This window comes from Shewanella sp. LZH-2, from assembly GCF_016859145.1.
GTDB lineage: Bacteria > Pseudomonadota > Gammaproteobacteria > Enterobacterales > Shewanellaceae > Shewanella > Shewanella xiamenensis.
Map to the genome: position 1 here is coordinate 1,618,005 of NZ_CP069350.1, position 16,263 is coordinate 1,634,267.

A 16,263-nucleotide genomic window follows, 5' to 3' on the forward strand; every position below is an offset into this window, starting at 1 on the left:
GTAACGAGAGACGTATGCAGCTATTTTTGATGCGACATGGTGATGCTGGATTTAATGCTCAGTCGGATAGGGATAGAACGTTAACCGATGTTGGAAGACACCATACAGTGTTAATGAGCAACTGGTTAGCCCGAAGCGTCAGCGATTTTGATCTTGTTTTGGTTAGTCCTTACTTGCGGGCTCAGCAAACTTGGCAAACATTGAGTCAACATTTTCCTGAGCCGCGCAAATGGCTGGTTGCCGATGATCTCGTGCCATCTGGCGATCCTGCTAATGTTGCCGCATTAATTTTGGCCTATGCCGAATTGTATAAGGCCGATAAAGTGTTGGTGATTTCCCATATGCCGTTGTTAGGTTATTTGGTGAGTGAGTTGGTAGCGGGTGTTGAACCGCCTTTGTTTGCTACCTCTGGGATTACATTAATCGATAAACATGCCGAGCAAGCCTCTCTTGTGTGGCAGCATGCTCCTCATAGTATTAGTTAATAAATTCAATATAAACAAAGGGCTCACAGATGTGGGCCCTTTGTTTTAGTATGCTTTTTTATAGAGTTGGATAACTTATCGTCGATGGGGCTGGTCACCAATATCAATAAGTACCAATAACGCGGCATCGCCACCCCATTCTTTGGGCGCTTGGTGAAAGGCTTTTACCATAGGATGTTGCACCAACCACATCGGCACCTGTTGTTTAAGTATGCCAGTGCCATAACCGTGCATCACACAACAACATTGGCTTTGCTGTTTTACACAGGCTTGAATGAGCGCAGCTAATTCCAGCTTGGCCTCAGATTGGCGATAACCGTGTAAATCCAGCAACAAATCCGGTTGATAATCGCCACGTCTTAAACGTTTAAGCTCGAGGCTATCGACTCCTTCATCAAGCCAGCGCATCGGCCCTTGAACGGGGAGTAGCGGTTGATAAGTATCTGAGAAATAACTATTAGCATGCAACTGTTGCTCTTTTAGTTCAATTTCTTGTTTGGTTTTTAGGGGCGCGCGAAAATGCCGCTTATCTTGGGTGATAGGTTTTATCCCCTCGATTAGCGCCGAAAACATCGCCATGCCTTCTTTGTCATCGTCTTTATTCATGTCGGGTATTCTATTGAATCCTATGGTTTCTGAATAGAGTTCAGTTACAATGTTTGTGAACATACAAGCGGGAGAGCGTTTTGGATAAGATCTTTGTAGATGAAGCTGTGACAGAGTTACGCACCATAGGTGACATGTTGCGTTGGGCGGTGAGCCGCTTTAATGATGCCAATGTGTACTATGGCCATGGTACAGATAATGCGTGGGATGAGGCCATCGCATTAGTGTTTCATGCGCTGCACTTGCCCGAAGAAATCGGCCAACAAGTGATTTTAAGTAACTTAACCAGCAGCGAAAAACACAAAATTGTCGAGCTTATCATTCGCCGCGTACGTGAGCGTTTGCCTGTGCCTTATTTAACCAATAAAGCGCGCTTTGCAGGGCTTGAATTCTATGTGGATGAGCGCGTATTGGTACCTCGTTCACCTATCGCCGAGATGATCGCCAATCGCTTTAGTCCTTGGTTATACGGCAAGCCAGTTAATCGCATTTTAGATTTATGTACCGGCAGTGGTTGTATCGCGATTGCCTGTGCCTATGAATTTGATGAAGCTGAGGTCGATGCGCTCGATATCAGTGATGATGCCCTCGATGTGGCGCAAATCAACGTTGAAACCTTAGGGGTGATGGACAGAGTCTTTCCGATGCAATCGGATCTGTTTTCAGCCATTCCTGAAGGTCCACAATATGATTTGATTGTCTCCAATCCGCCCTATGTGGATGAAGAAGATATTGGCGATATGCCAGATGAATACCACCATGAGCCTGCGATTGGTTTAGCCTCGGGTCGTGACGGCCTTGACTTAACCAAACGCATTTTAGCGAATGCGGCCCAATACCTGACACCAACAGGCATTTTAGTGGTTGAGGTGGGTAACTCTATGGTGCATTTGATGGAGCAATTCCCTGAAGTACCTTTCACTTGGGTTAACTTTGAACACGGCGGCGACGGTGTGTTTGTGCTAACTCGTGATCAATTGATCGAACATCAATCGCTTTTTGCCATTTATCGCGACGCGCAATAATCACAATAAGCACATAAATTAGGTTGAGTCTTTTCCCGCTGCCAGTTAGGCTTGCAGCGGGAAAAAGAATTGTCCAGCCATTGCTGGGCGCGGAGCGATAAGCAAATCATTTAAGGTGTAAAAAGCGGATGTCTGGAAACAGTATTGGTCAAAATTTTGTGGTGACTACCTTTGGTGAAAGTCACGGTGTGGCGCTCGGTTGTATTATTGATGGTTGCCCCCCAGGGCTCGAACTCACCGAAGCCGATATGCAACATGATTTAGACCGTCGTCGTCCTGGCACATCCCGTTACACTACCGCGCGCCGTGAGCCTGATGAAGTACGGATCTTATCCGGTGTGTTTGAGGGCAAAACCACGGGTACTTCCATTGGGCTTTTGATCGAAAACACCGATCAGCGCAGCCAAGATTACTCTAATATCAAAGATTTATTTCGCCCAGGCCACGCAGATTACACTTATCAGCAAAAGTATGGCTTGCGTGATTACCGTGGTGGCGGCCGTTCATCGGCACGCGAAACCGCTATGCGGGTTGCGGCGGGTGCTGTGGCGAAAAAGTATTTAAAACAAGTGCATGGCATTAGTATCCAAGGCTATATGTCTCAACTTGGACCGATTAGTGCCGAGACCCTCGATTTTAGTCAAATCGAGCAGAATGCCTTTTTCTTCCCCGATGCGACTAAGCTCGAGGCGCTTGATGAATATATGCGCGAGCTGAAAAAATCCGGTGATTCGATTGGCGCCAAAATCTCTGTAGTGGCGACTGGCGTTCCCGTTGGACTGGGTGAACCCGTTTTCGATAGGCTCGATGCCGATATCGCCCATGCCTTAATGGGCATAAACGCGGTAAAAGGCGTTGAAATCGGTGATGGTTTTGGCGTTGTGACGCAAAAAGGCTCGGAAGGACGCGATTTAATGTCGCCGCTGGGTTTTGAATCAAATCATGCCGGTGGCATACTTGGCGGCATTTCATCGGGTCAACCCATTGTCGCCCATATTGCATTAAAACCGACCTCGAGTATCAGTGTGCCGGGCCAAAGCATGACGGCCCAAGGTGAAATGGCGGAAGTGGTGACTAAAGGTCGTCACGACCCCTGTGTCGGGATCCGCGCGGTACCGATCGCCGAAGCTATGCTGGCGATTGTGTTGATGGATCATCTGTTAAGACACAGAGCTCAAAATCAGGATGTTCGCAGTCATACACCGATCCTCGGCATGAGATAGGTGCGATGAATGAGACAGTCTGCATGGAATAAAGATGCATAGCGGCTGTGTAATATATGGAATGCGTTAATGCCAACTATCTCTAGCACAAGCCAGCAATTACGCTGGCTATGTGCCTGTTATTTTTTCTTCTTTTCAATTCTCGGCACTATGATCCCTTACCTTGGGGTGTTCTTCGAAAACCGTGGATTTAACCCTCAAGAAATTGGTTTTTTGCTCGCGATTTTAATGGCGACCCGTATCGTGGCACCCAATGTATGGGCCAAGGTGGCCGATCGCACTGGCATGCGCGCCGAATTGGTGAAGATGGGCGCGGGCGCGGCGATGCTGGCGTATTTGAGTTTCTTCTACCACGGTGGTTTTGTGTATATGGCGCTGAGCCTTGCGCTGTATACCTTCTTCTGGAACGCGATTTTAGCGCAGCTTGAGGTGATCACCCTCGAAACCTTAGGTGAAAATGCCAGCCGCTATGGACAAATCCGCAGCTTTGGCAGCATTGGTTATATCTGCTTAGTGGTCGGCGCCGGTTTTGCCATCGGTCAATGGGGCACCGAGGTATTGCCCTATATTGGTTTAGTTTTGTTTACGGGGATGCTGGTGTGTGCCTTGCCATTGCCTGCCAATCGGGCTGTGCGTCCACAAGGACAAGAGCGCCAGCCACTTAAATGGACTAAACCCATTCTGTGGTTCATGGTGTCGGCGATGTTATTACAGATGAGCGCAGGGCCTTTTTACGGTTTCTTTGTGCTCTATCTTAAGCAGGCGGGTTACACCGAAGCGGCCGCGGGGATTTTTGTCGCCCTCGGTGCTATGGCCGAAATCGTGATGTTTATGTTTGCGCCTCGCTTGCTTGGACGGTATGGCGTTAATACCTTGCTTGTCGTCAGTATTGCCATGACCGCCGTGCGCTGGTTGCTGGTCGCCTTTGGTGTTGAGAGCATGTTGTTACTGGGTTTAAGCCAAGTGCTGCATGCGTTCACCTTCGGCTTGACCCATGCGGCCTCGATTCAATTTGTGCATCGAAATTTTGATGCCAGTCATCGCAGCCAAGGGCAAGCCCTTTATGCCAGCTTAAGCTTTGGGGTTGGCGGCGCACTCGGCACTTGGATTTGCGGGTATATCTGGGGTGATGGTAGCGGCGCTGTATGGTCTTGGGTATATGCGGCGGCCTGTGCCTTTACGGCCATGTTAGCGGTATTTTTGATCCCTAAGGATGGGGCGCAAGCGGTTACGTCATAAGCTGACATTGATTGTGAAAAATAACTCATTGTAAAAACTAAAATAATGAACAAGAGAGGTTAAGGTGATCCGGTTTCGTTTAGGCTTAGTCATCAATCCACTAGCGGGTTTAGGTGGCAGTGTGGGGCTTAAGGGCAGCGATGGCGTGGCCGAGCAGGCACTCGCCTTAGGTGCCGAGCCCAAGGCAATAAAACGCATGATGCAAGCCTTAGAAGTGATTGCCCCTTTTGCCAAAGATATCGAAATCATTACCGCCTCAGGTGTGATGGGGGAGGATGCCGCCAACGCCTTAGGTTTTAACACCCGTGTGGTGTATCAAACTCCGGATAAAACTCAAGCGATAGACACGCAAGCCGTTGTGCGTACCTTGCTTGATGAACCGTTAGATTTATTACTGTTTGCGGGGGGCGATGGCACGGCGCGTGATGTGTATAGCGTGTTTGAACAAGCCGTTATCGACGATAAATTACCCGTGCTTGGTGTGCCGGCTGGGGTCAAAATCCATTCGGGCGTTTACGGCATCACGCCCCATGCCGCGGGTATGGTGGTCAAAATGTTGCTCGAAGGTGAGTTAGTCAGCCTAATGAGCGCCGATGTGATGGATATCGATGAAGTAGCTTTTCGCCAAGGCACGGTGCGCGCCAAACGGTTTGGTGAGCTATTAGTGCCCGCTGAACCCCGTTATGTGCAAGCGGTGAAGATGGGCGGAAAAGAAGTCGATGAGCTCGTGCTCGCCGACATTGCCGCCGATGTTATCCAGCAGATGGAAGACGAGCTGTACATTATGGGCTCGGGCAGCACGGTCGCCTTTGTGATGGAAGAGCTTGGGCTCGATAACACTCTGTTGGGGGTTGATCTTATCCAAGATAAAACATTAGTGGCGAGTGATTTAACCGCCAAGCAGTTACTCGACCTTACCCAAGATAAGCCGGTAAAACTGGTTATTACCTTGATTGGCGGGCAGGGGCATATTCTCGGTCGTGGCAACCAGCAGTTGTCGCCAGAGCTGATCCGCCGCCTCGGTAAGGACAATATTATTATCCTCGCCACAAAAACTAAGCTAAAAGCACTTGAAGGACGCCCCTTAATTGTGGATAGTGGCGACCCTCAATTAGATCGTGAGCTTTGTGGCTATTACAAAGTGACGACGGGTTACCATGATTATGTGATGTATCAGGTGGCCAACCCCGACTAATCAGATTTATTCTCCTCGGAGATTGCAAGCACCGAGGGGCCAGCGGCCATTTGGGCGAAATACGTTATTGGAGAGTTTGACCCGATGTTAGAGCAGTATGAAGAAGCACTAGAACAGTGGATTGAGTCTGTCGTAAGCCATGGTGATGACGATGCCTTATTTGCCTGCGGTTATCTGCAAGGCCATGTGGCGGTGGTGTTATCGCAACTCGAAGACGAAGGCGAGAGCACGTTAGAAGCCTTACTTGAAAAAATGACCGACTGTTTAGCACTGGCGCGCCAAGAATTAAATGATGCCGATTTTGCATTAGTGGAAGCGGCGTGGACACAATTGCATGGCAAAATTGTTAGTCATTTAGCGGCCTAATTGATGAGTATATCCAAGACGACTTCGGTTGATACCATGGCTGAACCTGAGGGGCAGCAAGCGGTTTATATCGGTCTAGTCAATCCGAAAACCCCGACGAACGTAGGCGGCATTATGCGCGCTTCGGGTTGTTATGGTGTCGATGCGGTGTTCTACACGGGTAAACGCTATGAATATGCCGCCCGTGGGCCGCAGCAATATAACGCCGATACGCAGAGCGCCGCCGAGCGCATTCCGTTAACTGGGGTGGCCTCCTTACTCGATGCGCTCCCCTCTGACACTAAGCTGGTGTGCGTGGATTTAGTCCTAGGGGCGACACCCTTACCTGAGTTTGTGCATCCCGAGAAAGCCTTTTATGTGTTTGGCCCTGAGGATGGCACTATTGGCCAAGAGATTATCGATAGGGCGGATGCCGTGGTGTATGTGCCTACGGTAGGCTGCATGAATTTGGCGGCGTCGGTCAATGTACTGCTGTACGATAGATTAGCGAAAGCCCATCGTGAGCAAGTATCAGCTCAAACCGAGTTCGATGGTGATGCCTTGATCCGTCAAAGTCGCGACAATAATAATCGCACTCGTGTTAAAACCACTAAGCGTGAGTCTTCGAAGTAGTCTTAAGGATCAGCGTATTATCCCAAAAGGATTAAGCAATGGCTTAATCCTTTTTTGTTTTTGCACTTATATCTTTAGAAAATACCCGCATTGGAGTGCTTGGTTTTCTCTGAGCGATAAAGTTTAATTGCTGCAACTAAGCTCATTAATACGGTCACCAATAAAAACCACTAAAATCACGAAGCTCACATCCATTAAAGTGCTTTACCCTTTAGTAATTTGCGTAACCACATCCGATTTGGGTTGAGTTTATTTAAGGTTGGCCAATCCAGTGGCAGCGGCTCACCAGTTAATTGTGCCGCCAAGCATTCGGCCGCCAAGGGGCCGGAGCTTAATCCCCGCGATCCTAAACCGCCCAGAATATAAAGGCCATTGAGGATGGGAGCTGGGGTCGTTTGCCAATAATGCTTGCTTTGTTCGGCCTGCTGCTGATTGAGTTGATGCTGTTCATAGCGCGCCAATATTTCAGCCACATCGGGCGCGCAGCCCATCATCGGGAAATGATCCCGCGTTACCATGCGCACGCCAACTCGGGCGCTATTGCCGCTGATGTCGATATCGTCAACCCAGGCTTGATCGGGGTAGCTTTCTTGCATTTTCCCCAGGTTTTCCCGTTGCTCCTGCGGGCAAAAATCGAGGTGAGCTGCCGCTTTTACATAACTGGCGCCAAGACAATGCAACCCTTGATGACTCGGCGTGAGGTAACCATTCGCGCATAACACTGTCGCCAATTGGCTCAGTTTAAATTTGGCAGGGACGTGGCTCACTTGGCCGCGAAACGGACTTATCTGCAAACGTTCACTGGCTGAAAACTGTGTCACCTGCGCGCCATTGGCGAGCACGAGTTGGCTGTATGGTCCAAAACGTTGGCTTTGAGTGTGGAGATACCAAGCATTTGTATCACACTTGATTTCGGTGATGTCGGTATTGAAATGGCACAGCACATGGGCAAGTTGCGAGGCCTTATCTACCGCCGCCTTGGCGTATTCAAATGGGCATACCCAGCCTCCAAGGGGATAGAAAAATCCAGCCTTATCAATCCCTATTTGAGCTATTTCGTTGGCTTCATTCGCATCAACGGCGTAGGCGATTTCCACTGGCCAGTCTTGGCTTTGGATGATTTTATCCAGCCGTTGTTGACTGCGCTCATCATGACCTGTTTGCAGCACGCCACAAAAATCATGGGAAATTGGCGTCACACCAGATGTTCCGTTCGTGCCCATCGTTGATGCAAGACTCAGCGCCTCGATTCGGCGGCGACTGAATAGAAACGCCTGTTGGAAAAAACGGCTAAGTTCATCATTTTCTGGCGTGAGTAGGGGATAGATCGCCCCTTGGCGATTACCAGACGCGCCTTGGCCTAACTCATTATCCTTACAAAACAATATGCTACTTTGGCCTCGTTCGGCGAGTGATAGCATCAGATGTGCTGATGCGAGTCCCCCGCCTATGATGGCAATTGGCTGCTCTTTAGTGGCGAGTGCCGAAGGTTTTGGGGTAAATGCCTGAACGGTATCGGCTTGCTGACGCAGCAATTTACGCTCATGGATCAGAATATTGTCGCTGATAATATGGTTTCGCAGTGAGTCGCAGGCATTTTCATTGAGAGCGTCTTGGCTGACGTCAAGCGTGCTAAAGCCGCAGCTGTGGGCAAGGTGCTGTGCTGTTTCACTAAGATTAAGCCCAATCAGTAGGGCATCATCCGCACTCAAGCGTGCCATTTGCCAGAGCTGCTTACCATTTAGCTGCGCAGATATATGCGGTAAAACCAGCCATTGCTGAATGGGATGAGAAGTACTGTGGGGGTGTTGGCTAAGTGCTGTGTTCTGATCGCCAAAATGCAAATCGACTGTGATTAGGCCGTCATCAAAAATTAATCTCTGGCACCCTATAATGCGCGCAGGCTTTGCCTTAAGTATGGCATTGGCAATGGGTTGTAAATGAGGCTTGGAAATTAAACTTTGCGATTGATCCCAAAGTAATTTAAGTTCGTAATCGTTAATGGGATTGGGCTCAAACACTTTGACTAACAGACGCGTTTTGCCTTGAGGTTGAGTATGCGTTTGCCAGTGATGCAGTAAAGATAGTAGCTCGAGTCCATCGCCTAATCCCCATTGCCCCATGACGTGCAAGCCCTGAATGAGCTGGGTTGATTGCGTCGGTAAGCGAGAGAGTTGAAGGAGAGTAAAATTGTCCAGAGACTTTGCAGTAGTCAATGCGCATGGGGGATAAAGGTTGATTAGTTGCGGGTAATCACGCTTAAATTGGTAAGATTTTTGGGGCTTAGCAGTCAAAGAAATATACTCTCGGTCTCATATTAGGCATTATTTTACCCGCCTTTATGGAAAGCTGACCACTTAATTGAAGCAAAACAGATACTATTGGCTCAGCAAAAAGTAGGTACTGACATGTACACAATGGATAGCAATAAAATGAAAAGAGTCGTGATCACCGGAATGGGTGTTGTTTCAAGTATCGGTAATAACAAGCAAGAAGTGACTGAGTCACTTAAAGCGGGCCGTAGTGGTATTACACATTCCGCTCAGTTTGAAGAAATGCAACTACGCAGTCATGTATGGGGCAATATCAAATTAGATCCTTCAGAGCTGATTGACCGTAAAGCGCTGCGTTTTATGGGCGATGCTGCGGCATATGCTTACATTGCAATGCAAGAAGCCATTAAGGATGCTCAGTTAACTGAAGAGCAATATTCAGATCCTCGCGTAGGGTTAATTGTGGGTACAGGCGGCGCTTCGTCTTCTAACCAAGTTCAAGCGGCTGATATTCTACGCGAAAAAGGCGTAAAACGCGTGGGTCCTTATATCGTGCCACGCATTATGTCGAGCACGGCCAGCGCTTGTTTAGCGACACCCTTCAAAATTAAAGGTATGAACTACTCAATCAGTTCAGCCTGTGCGACCAGTGCTCACTGTATCGGTCACGCCGTTGAACTTATCCAAATGGGTAAGCAAGATATGGTGTTTGCGGGCGGTTCGGAAGAAGTGGATTGGACTCTGACCATGGGCTTCGATGCGATGGGCGCGCTATCGACTAAATACAATGCCACTCCAGAAAAAGCCTCTCGCACCTATGATGCTGACCGTGATGGTTTCGTTATCTCTGGCGGTGGCGGTATCTTAATCGTTGAAGAGTTAGAGCACGCTCTGGCTCGTGGCGCGAAGATTTATGCTGAAGTGATTGGTTATGGTGCATCATCAGACGGTTACGATATGGTGGCTCCGTCTGGCGAAGGTGCGGTGCGTTGTATGCAAATGGCACTGGCCGATGTGGACACACCAATTGACTATATCAACACCCACGGTACTTCTACTCCAGTAGGTGACGTGCGTGAATTAGAAGCACTACGTGAAGTCTTTAAAGACAAGTGTCCACCGATTGCATCGACTAAGTCTATGACGGGTCATGCATTAGGCGCCGCAGGCGTACATGAAGCGATTTACAGCTTAATCATGATGGAAAACAGCTTTATTGCCCAAAGCATCAACATCGATAACTTAGATGAAGCTGCGAAGGACATGCCAATCGTGCGTGAATACCGCGATGCAGAGCTAAACACTGTTATGAGCAACAGCTTTGGTTTTGGTGGCACTAACGCAACGTTAGTGATGCGCAAATATAAGTAAACTATTATTTTTGTTAAAAAAGGAAGCTTCGGCTTCCTTTTTTATTAGCTAAAATTGAGCAATGCGACTCAGGGATTGGGTTTATGATCAGAGTCTTGCTAGAATCCTTGGCTACTCACTCTCTAGCCCATTTTTATCAGAAAGGTCCCCATGAAGATTGTTGTCGATGAAAATATGCCCTATGTCGAACCCTTATTTGGGGCGTTAGGCGAGATAATCCCAGTTAATGGCCGCACATTAACGCCTGAGCAGGTGCAAGATGCCGATGTGCTGCTGGTGCGCTCGGTCACCCGAGTCAATGCCGCACTGTTAGATGCCAATCCAAAACTTAAGTTTGTCGGCAGCGCCACCATAGGGACTGATCATGTGGATCTGGCCTACCTTGCTGGGCGTGGCATTCCCTTTTCGAATGCACCCGGCTGTAATGCGACCGCTGTCGGGGAGTTTGCCTTTATTGCGATGTTAGAACTGGCGGCGCGGTTTAACTCGCCGCTCAAGGGTAAAGTTGTGGGGATTATCGGTGCGGGCAATACTGGTAGCGCAACGGCTAAATGTCTCGAAGCCTACGGCATTAAGGTATTACTCAATGATCCCATCAAAGCGGCCGAAGGCGATCCCCGTCATTTTGTGAGCCTTGAGACCCTATTACATGAAGCGGATATCATCAGCCTACATGTGCCCATCACTCGCTCTGGCGAGCATAAGACACTGCATTTATTCGATGAAGCGCGCCTGATGAGTCTTAAACCTAATACGTGGTTGGTGAACTGTTGTCGTGGTGATGTAATTGATAATCAAGCCTTAATTAAGGTCAAGCAGCAAAGGGATGATCTTAAATTGGTGCTCGATGTATGGGAAGGGGAGCCGAATCCCATGCCGGAGTTGGTGCCTTTTGCTGAGTTTGCCACCCCGCATATCGCCGGTTACAGCTTAGAAGGTAAGGCTCGTGGCACTTTTATGCTGTACCAAAAGTTGTGTGAGTTGTTAGCCATTCCGGCCACCAAACGCTTTTTCGAGCTATTGCCTCCATTTCATTTTAAGGCGGTTGAACTCGAACAAGTCCCCGATGAAAAAGCCCTATTACAGCTCGCAAGATTCGTCTACGACCTGCGTGATGACGATGCCGTATTCCGAAATGGCTTTGCAAGGTCGAATGGCTTCGACACTATGAGAAAAAATCACAAACATCGACGCGAATTTAGTGCATTGGCGCTGGCTTATCACGGCCAATCTGAGGTAGATTGGTTGTCCAATTTAGGTTTTTCAGGAGTCGGTCGGTAATTATGTCGCAGGAATTTAATGTTGTCGTTTTAGGTGCATCGGGTGCAGTGGGTCAAACAATGATTGAGATCCTCGAAGAGCGTAACTTCCCGGTTGCGAACTTATATCCTTTAGCCAGTAGCCGTAGCGCCGGTGAAACGGTCAGCTTCCATGGCAAACAAGTTACCATTTTGGACGTCGAAACCTTCGATTGGAGCCAAGCGCAGTTAGGCTTTTTCTCTGCCGGTGGTGATGTCTCGGCCAAGTGGGCGCCTATCGCAGCTGAAGCGGGTTGTGTGGTGATCGATAACACCTCTCACTTCCGCTATGACATTGATATTCCATTGGTTGTGCCTGAAGTTAACCCCCATGCGATTGCTGATTTCCGCAACCGTAATATTATTGCCAACCCGAACTGCTCGACCATCCAAATGCTGGTGGCTCTAAAACCGATTTACGACACTTATGGCATCAGTCGTATTAACGTGGCGACTTATCAATCGGTCTCTGGTACGGGTAAAAAAGCGATTGAAGAACTGGCAAAACAATGCACTAAGCTGCTGCAAGGTCTGCCTGCTGACGCTGAAGTTTATCCAAAGCAAATCGCGTTTAACGTATTGCCGCAAATTGATAAATTTATGGACAACGGCTACACCAAAGAAGAAATGAAAATGGTCTGGGAAACCCAGAAGATTTTTGGTGACGATGACATTCTCGTTAATGCGACTGCTGTGCGCGTGCCGGTATTCTATGGTCACTCAGAAGCCGTACATATCGAAACGCGTCAAGTCGCCGATGCAGAAGATATTAAAGCTTTACTGCGTAATGCCGAAGGAGTGGTATTGTTCGAGTCCGATGACGAATATCCAACGGCTGTGACCCATGCAGCGGGTACCGATCCTGTTTACGTGGGCCGTGTGCGTAAGGATATCTCCCATTCTCACGGTATTAATCTTTGGGTAGTGTCGGATAATATTCGTAAAGGCGCAGCCTTAAACAGTGTGCAAATTGCCGAGATTTTAGTGAGAGATTATTACTAAGTCTTAAGTAGCAATTGATGCCCAATGAAAAAGCCTGCTGCCAGCAGGCTTTTTTTGTTTTACAATTGTGAACAGTAGCAGGGCTGGGATTTCTAGTTTATAGTAATCTCAATAAATACAATTGCCTAAAGCCTGTTATCAGCGAGATAACTTAAATAGCGCTTCAAAGGGAAGGATTGATGAAATTTCGCACTTCGTATCTTGTGGGCCTGATGGCCACCGTTTTAGCTGTTTTTTCCACGACCTCTTTTATTGATCCTGCGATAGCTGCCGATACTCCCAAAATAAAACCTTTAAAAATCATGGGACCAGATGGACAAATCCGTCAGGTCAATCATCAATATGGGCCAACGACCGCTAAAGATACTTTCTGGAGTATTGCGCAAAAAGTCCGTCCCGATGCCAGTGTCAGTGTTTATCAAGTCATGGCTGCAGTATTTGATGCCAACCCCCATGCGTTTAACTCCGACAGTTACAATAGCCTCGAACGTGGCATGATTTTGCTGATCCCTTCGAAAGAAGTGATGTTATCCATTCCCAATAGTGTAGCGATTGCCCGCGCCGAACGCAGCGATAAGCAAGTCCGTAATACCGCCAAAGCGGCGACTAAACCAGTATCTAAACCGACTGTTGTTACTCCTGTAGTTGAAAATAAACCTAAGGTAGAGCCTCAACCTCAAGTCGATGTTAAACCCGAAGCGGCTAAGACCGAAGTTGCTAAAACGGATGCCGTTGCGATGCCACCCGCTGCGCCGAAAATGGTGAGTTCCGATGTGAATACTCGCCTTGAGGCCGCGGAGAGCAAAAATTTATCCTTAACTGATGAGTTAGCCAGAGCACAAGATCAGCTCGCCGTGAGAAATGCCGATGTTGAAGCCCTTAAAGCCAAAATTGAGGATTTAAACCAACAAATTGCAGTATTAGAGGAAACCTTACAGGCGAGTAAAAAGCAAAATCTTGCACTGAAGGCTGAGGTGGAAGCTGCTCAAGCCCCATCAGATGCCGATGCGCAACCGCAAACGCCTACTGAGCCTGAAGATCTATGGCGAAACTTGATAAATAATCCGCTGCTATTGGTTGCAGCAGCGGTGGTCCCTGCATTGTTACTACTGCTGCTTGTGTTCTGGATGCTTCGTCGTAAGCGTAATAAAGAACGCCGTGAGTTAGCAGCCCAGCAGGTAGCCATGGCGACAGGTGCTGCTGGTGTGGCAACGGGAGCATCAGTGCTGGCGATGGATGACGATGATCTTGACGATATGGCTGTGCATTTAGACACTGACCATGCTGATTCCATCGATAGCTTATTAGATGTCGGTAGCGTGAGTTTACAACCCGAGCATGAAATGACCGATGGCCATGAGCAGATGGACATCGCTTCTGAAATGTTTATTGACCCAGGTGTTAACACTGCGGCAGAACCACAATTTGAAGAGGACGAAGGCCAATCCTTAGATGATCTCTGGGCTGAGGCCATGGGCGACCAAGAGGAAGCCTTTGCGGAAGAAGAAAAACCCAAATCAGGTAATATTCTCGAAGAAGAGGATCTTGATGCATTATTGGCAGGGCTTGGCTCCGAAGAGCCTGATGCGCCATCTACTAATGAGAACCTTGATGAATTAGCGGGATTTGATATTCCAGCCGACCCAGAGGTGGTTGATGCGGCAGAGTTAGATACCGATCAAGATTTAGCCGCATCGCTTGCTGCGGAATTAGATAATGAACTTGAAAATATAGCGTTAACTGAAACGGCTGAAGATGATATTGATGCCTTGCTCGCCGGGTTTAATCAATCTGAAATGAACGATTCAGTATCTGAGCCAGTGGCTGAGGACGACCTCGATGCATTATTAGCGGATTATGGTAAGGAAAACACCGCTACAGCATCCGATCTAAGCGATGAAATTGCTGCTGAATTAGATAATGAGTTAGCAGAGCTAGGGGTTGCACAAACCGACGATATTGATGCGTTACTGGCCGATTTTGATAAACCAGCTGCGCCAGAGCCTGACTTAAGCGATGAAATCGCCGCAGAATTAGATACTGAACTTAATGATATCGGTGTCATTGAATCCGACGATATTGATTCTCTGCTCGCAGGTTTGGATGCACCAACCGCGCATGATCCTGCGCTTGCAGCAGCCATTGCTGCCGAATTGGAAGAGGAATTAAACACCGACCTGCCAGTCAATGATGATCTTGACCAGTTGCTCGCAGGTTTTGAGGCCCAAGATTCGGCGGAACAACAAACGTCTAGCGATGAATCCGACATCCCTCACGATATGCTGGCAGCAGAGCTCGAAACGGCATTACCTGAAGAGTTATCGTCTGCAGAGGATGATCTCGAATCTCTTCTCGCCGAATTTGATGTGCCAGAGCAGGCTGAAGCCGACGCGGATGAGTTTAATTTCGACCTCGAAACCACCTACCCTGAGACAGATGATAAGCTCGAGGATGAAGGCTTACTCAAGGGCATCGGTGCTGCCCATGCGATTGATGGTACGGATGATACCTTTGAGCTTAGCGATACGATTGCGAAGAGCCCAGATGATAATCCAAACGAAACCGCAATTGAGCCAACATTTACCGGTTTCGATGCTGATAATCAAGCGGATGATACGGTACTCGCCACAGCAGCTTTAACGGCTGCGACAGTTGCCGCCGCGGCAAAAGTTAAAGAGAAAGAGGCTTCTTTCTTTAACGACTTAAAAGCTAACAAGAGTAAAGATCCCCATGTACTGGATTGGGACACTGAGCTTAACTTTGCGCCTACGTCTAGCGCACAAACTGACAGTCCTAAATCCGAACCTGTTGCACCCGTGGATCCTATCGCTGTCGATCCGCAAGCGGTTTCCTCGCGTCAACCTCTGGAATTTGTTTTAGACGAACCGATTGATAAGGTTGAGCCTACATTTGAGATTATCACTGACAAAGATGATGATATTGTTGATGAGGATGTCGCTCATGAGTTTGCCTTTAGAGCGGACTTAGATACTGATGACGATATCGATTTAAGTGACGACAATGTGCTTGCTGCTTTTAGTGCCAATACCGAAGTTGAAGATGATGAGGTATTAACACCAGAAGATAGCTTTGCCCTCGATGATGAGCATACTCTCACGGTCGATGAAGCATTAGCAGCGCTAGATGCGCGGGAGTCACGTCAGTCGAAGAAGTTTGTACCTGAGCATGATTTGACTAATTTCCAAAACGAACATGGCTATATCGATATTGAAAAACTGCTTAATGACGCCGAGCAGGATAACACCGAAACAGATCTCTATCCTGAAATGGATGTGGAGATGAGTGATGTGGGTGCCCTGATTGGTGATGCAGCCATGATTGATGTGGACGATGAAGAGAACTCTGTTAACGCTAAGCTCGATTTGGCCCGTGCCTATATCGAAATCGATGACAGTGACAGCGCCAAAGCGCTACTCCGTGAAGTTCAAATTGATGGTAATGAGCGTCAACAGGACGAAGCGGCTCGTTTACTTAAAGAGATCGGCTAAGTTTGAACTGGCATTAAGCTTTAATGTTAACGATCAACGGCGCTCACAGCGCCGTTTTT

General features: G+C 48.2%; 13 protein-coding genes. 11 read left to right on the top strand and 2 right to left on the bottom strand.

The annotated features are described in order from the left end of the window. The first annotated feature begins 14 nt into the window (after positions 1 to 14). Positions 15 to 485 (top strand): phosphohistidine phosphatase SixA, encoded by a 471-nt coding sequence (gene sixA / locus JM642_RS07330; RefSeq protein WP_047536562.1) that lies wholly within the window; start codon positions 15 to 17, stop codon positions 483 to 485. A 75-nt stretch (positions 486 to 560) separates the two neighbouring features. Here sixA and smrB read toward each other — a convergent pair whose 3' ends face one another. Beyond that, entirely contained in the window at positions 561 to 1,091 is a 531-nt protein-coding gene (gene smrB / locus JM642_RS07335; RefSeq protein WP_041416788.1) for an endonuclease SmrB, read from the bottom strand. A gap of 80 nt (positions 1,092 to 1,171) precedes the next feature. Here smrB and prmB point away from each other — a divergent pair, with 80 nt between their 5' ends. The 6 genes from prmB (at position 1,172) to JM642_RS07365 (ending at position 6,751) form a co-directional block, all read left to right on the top strand. Then, complete coding sequence (prmB, locus tag JM642_RS07340; protein ID WP_099458373.1) at positions 1,172 to 2,116, top strand: 50S ribosomal protein L3 N(5)-glutamine methyltransferase; 945 nt, start codon at positions 1,172 to 1,174, stop codon at positions 2,114 to 2,116. A 128-nt stretch (positions 2,117 to 2,244) separates the two neighbouring features. After that, a complete protein-coding gene (gene aroC, locus JM642_RS07345) occupies positions 2,245 to 3,339 on the top strand; it encodes a chorismate synthase (RefSeq protein WP_203433312.1) in 1,095 nt (364 codons plus the stop codon). 69 nt (positions 3,340 to 3,408) lie between these two features. Next, positions 3,409 to 4,578: an MFS transporter gene (locus JM642_RS07350; protein ID WP_203433314.1), complete on the top strand. Its 1,170-nt coding sequence runs from the start codon at positions 3,409 to 3,411 to the stop codon at positions 4,576 to 4,578. 64 nt (positions 4,579 to 4,642) lie between these two features. Beyond that, positions 4,643 to 5,773, top strand: coding sequence for an ATP-NAD kinase family protein (locus tag JM642_RS07355; RefSeq protein ID WP_140907251.1), 1,131 nt, complete (start codon positions 4,643 to 4,645; stop codon positions 5,771 to 5,773). A gap of 84 nt (positions 5,774 to 5,857) precedes the next feature. Continuing rightward, positions 5,858 to 6,139: a YfcL family protein gene (locus JM642_RS07360; protein WP_011622202.1), complete on the top strand. Its 282-nt coding sequence runs from the start codon at positions 5,858 to 5,860 to the stop codon at positions 6,137 to 6,139. 3 nt (positions 6,140 to 6,142) lie between these two features. Next, positions 6,143 to 6,751: an RNA methyltransferase gene (locus JM642_RS07365; RefSeq protein WP_140907252.1), complete on the top strand. Its 609-nt coding sequence runs from the start codon at positions 6,143 to 6,145 to the stop codon at positions 6,749 to 6,751. A gap of 194 nt (positions 6,752 to 6,945) precedes the next feature. Here JM642_RS07365 and mnmC read toward each other — a convergent pair whose 3' ends face one another. Beyond that, positions 6,946 to 9,045: an FAD-dependent 5-carboxymethylaminomethyl-2-thiouridine(34) oxidoreductase MnmC gene (gene mnmC, locus JM642_RS07370; protein ID WP_140907253.1), complete on the bottom strand. Its 2,100-nt coding sequence runs from the start codon at positions 9,043 to 9,045 to the stop codon at positions 6,946 to 6,948. A 138-nt stretch (positions 9,046 to 9,183) separates the two neighbouring features. On the opposite strand from mnmC, the gene fabB reads away from it, so the two are divergent. From fabB to JM642_RS07390, 4 genes are all read left to right on the top strand, one after another. Beyond that, complete coding sequence (gene fabB / locus JM642_RS07375) at positions 9,184 to 10,395, top strand: beta-ketoacyl-ACP synthase I (protein WP_181159844.1); 1,212 nt, start codon at positions 9,184 to 9,186, stop codon at positions 10,393 to 10,395. Positions 10,396 to 10,545: 150 nt separating this feature from the next. Further along, positions 10,546 to 11,676 carry a 4-phosphoerythronate dehydrogenase gene (locus JM642_RS07380; protein WP_140907255.1) on the top strand — a complete coding sequence of 377 codons (1,131 nt, stop codon included), beginning with the start codon at positions 10,546 to 10,548 and terminating at the stop codon, positions 11,674 to 11,676. A gap of 2 nt (positions 11,677 to 11,678) precedes the next feature. After that, positions 11,679 to 12,695, top strand: a complete 1,017-nt coding sequence (locus JM642_RS07385) for an aspartate-semialdehyde dehydrogenase (protein WP_055648755.1) — start codon at positions 11,679 to 11,681, stop codon at positions 12,693 to 12,695. A 179-nt stretch (positions 12,696 to 12,874) separates the two neighbouring features. Continuing rightward, entirely contained in the window at positions 12,875 to 16,204 is a 3,330-nt protein-coding gene (locus JM642_RS07390) for a FimV/HubP family polar landmark protein (protein WP_203433316.1), read from the top strand. Positions 16,205 to 16,263 lie beyond the last annotated feature (59 nt).

Coding starts and splice junctions, on each gene's coding strand:
- sixA (WP_047536562.1), top strand. CDS start 15: ATGCAGCTATTTTTGATGCGACATGGTGATGCTGGATTTAATGCTCAG.
- smrB (WP_041416788.1), bottom strand. CDS start 1,091: ATGAATAAAGACGATGACAAAGAAGGCATGGCGATGTTTTCGGCGCTA.
- aroC (WP_203433312.1), top strand. CDS start 2,245: ATGTCTGGAAACAGTATTGGTCAAAATTTTGTGGTGACTACCTTTGGT.
- JM642_RS07350 (WP_203433314.1), top strand. CDS start 3,409: ATGCCAACTATCTCTAGCACAAGCCAGCAATTACGCTGGCTATGTGCC.
- JM642_RS07360 (WP_011622202.1), top strand. CDS start 5,858: ATGTTAGAGCAGTATGAAGAAGCACTAGAACAGTGGATTGAGTCTGTC.
- JM642_RS07365 (WP_140907252.1), top strand. CDS start 6,143: ATGAGTATATCCAAGACGACTTCGGTTGATACCATGGCTGAACCTGAG.
- fabB (WP_181159844.1), top strand. CDS start 9,184: ATGAAAAGAGTCGTGATCACCGGAATGGGTGTTGTTTCAAGTATCGGT.
- JM642_RS07380 (WP_140907255.1), top strand. CDS start 10,546: ATGAAGATTGTTGTCGATGAAAATATGCCCTATGTCGAACCCTTATTT.
- JM642_RS07385 (WP_055648755.1), top strand. CDS start 11,679: ATGTCGCAGGAATTTAATGTTGTCGTTTTAGGTGCATCGGGTGCAGTG.
- JM642_RS07390 (WP_203433316.1), top strand. CDS start 12,875: ATGAAATTTCGCACTTCGTATCTTGTGGGCCTGATGGCCACCGTTTTA.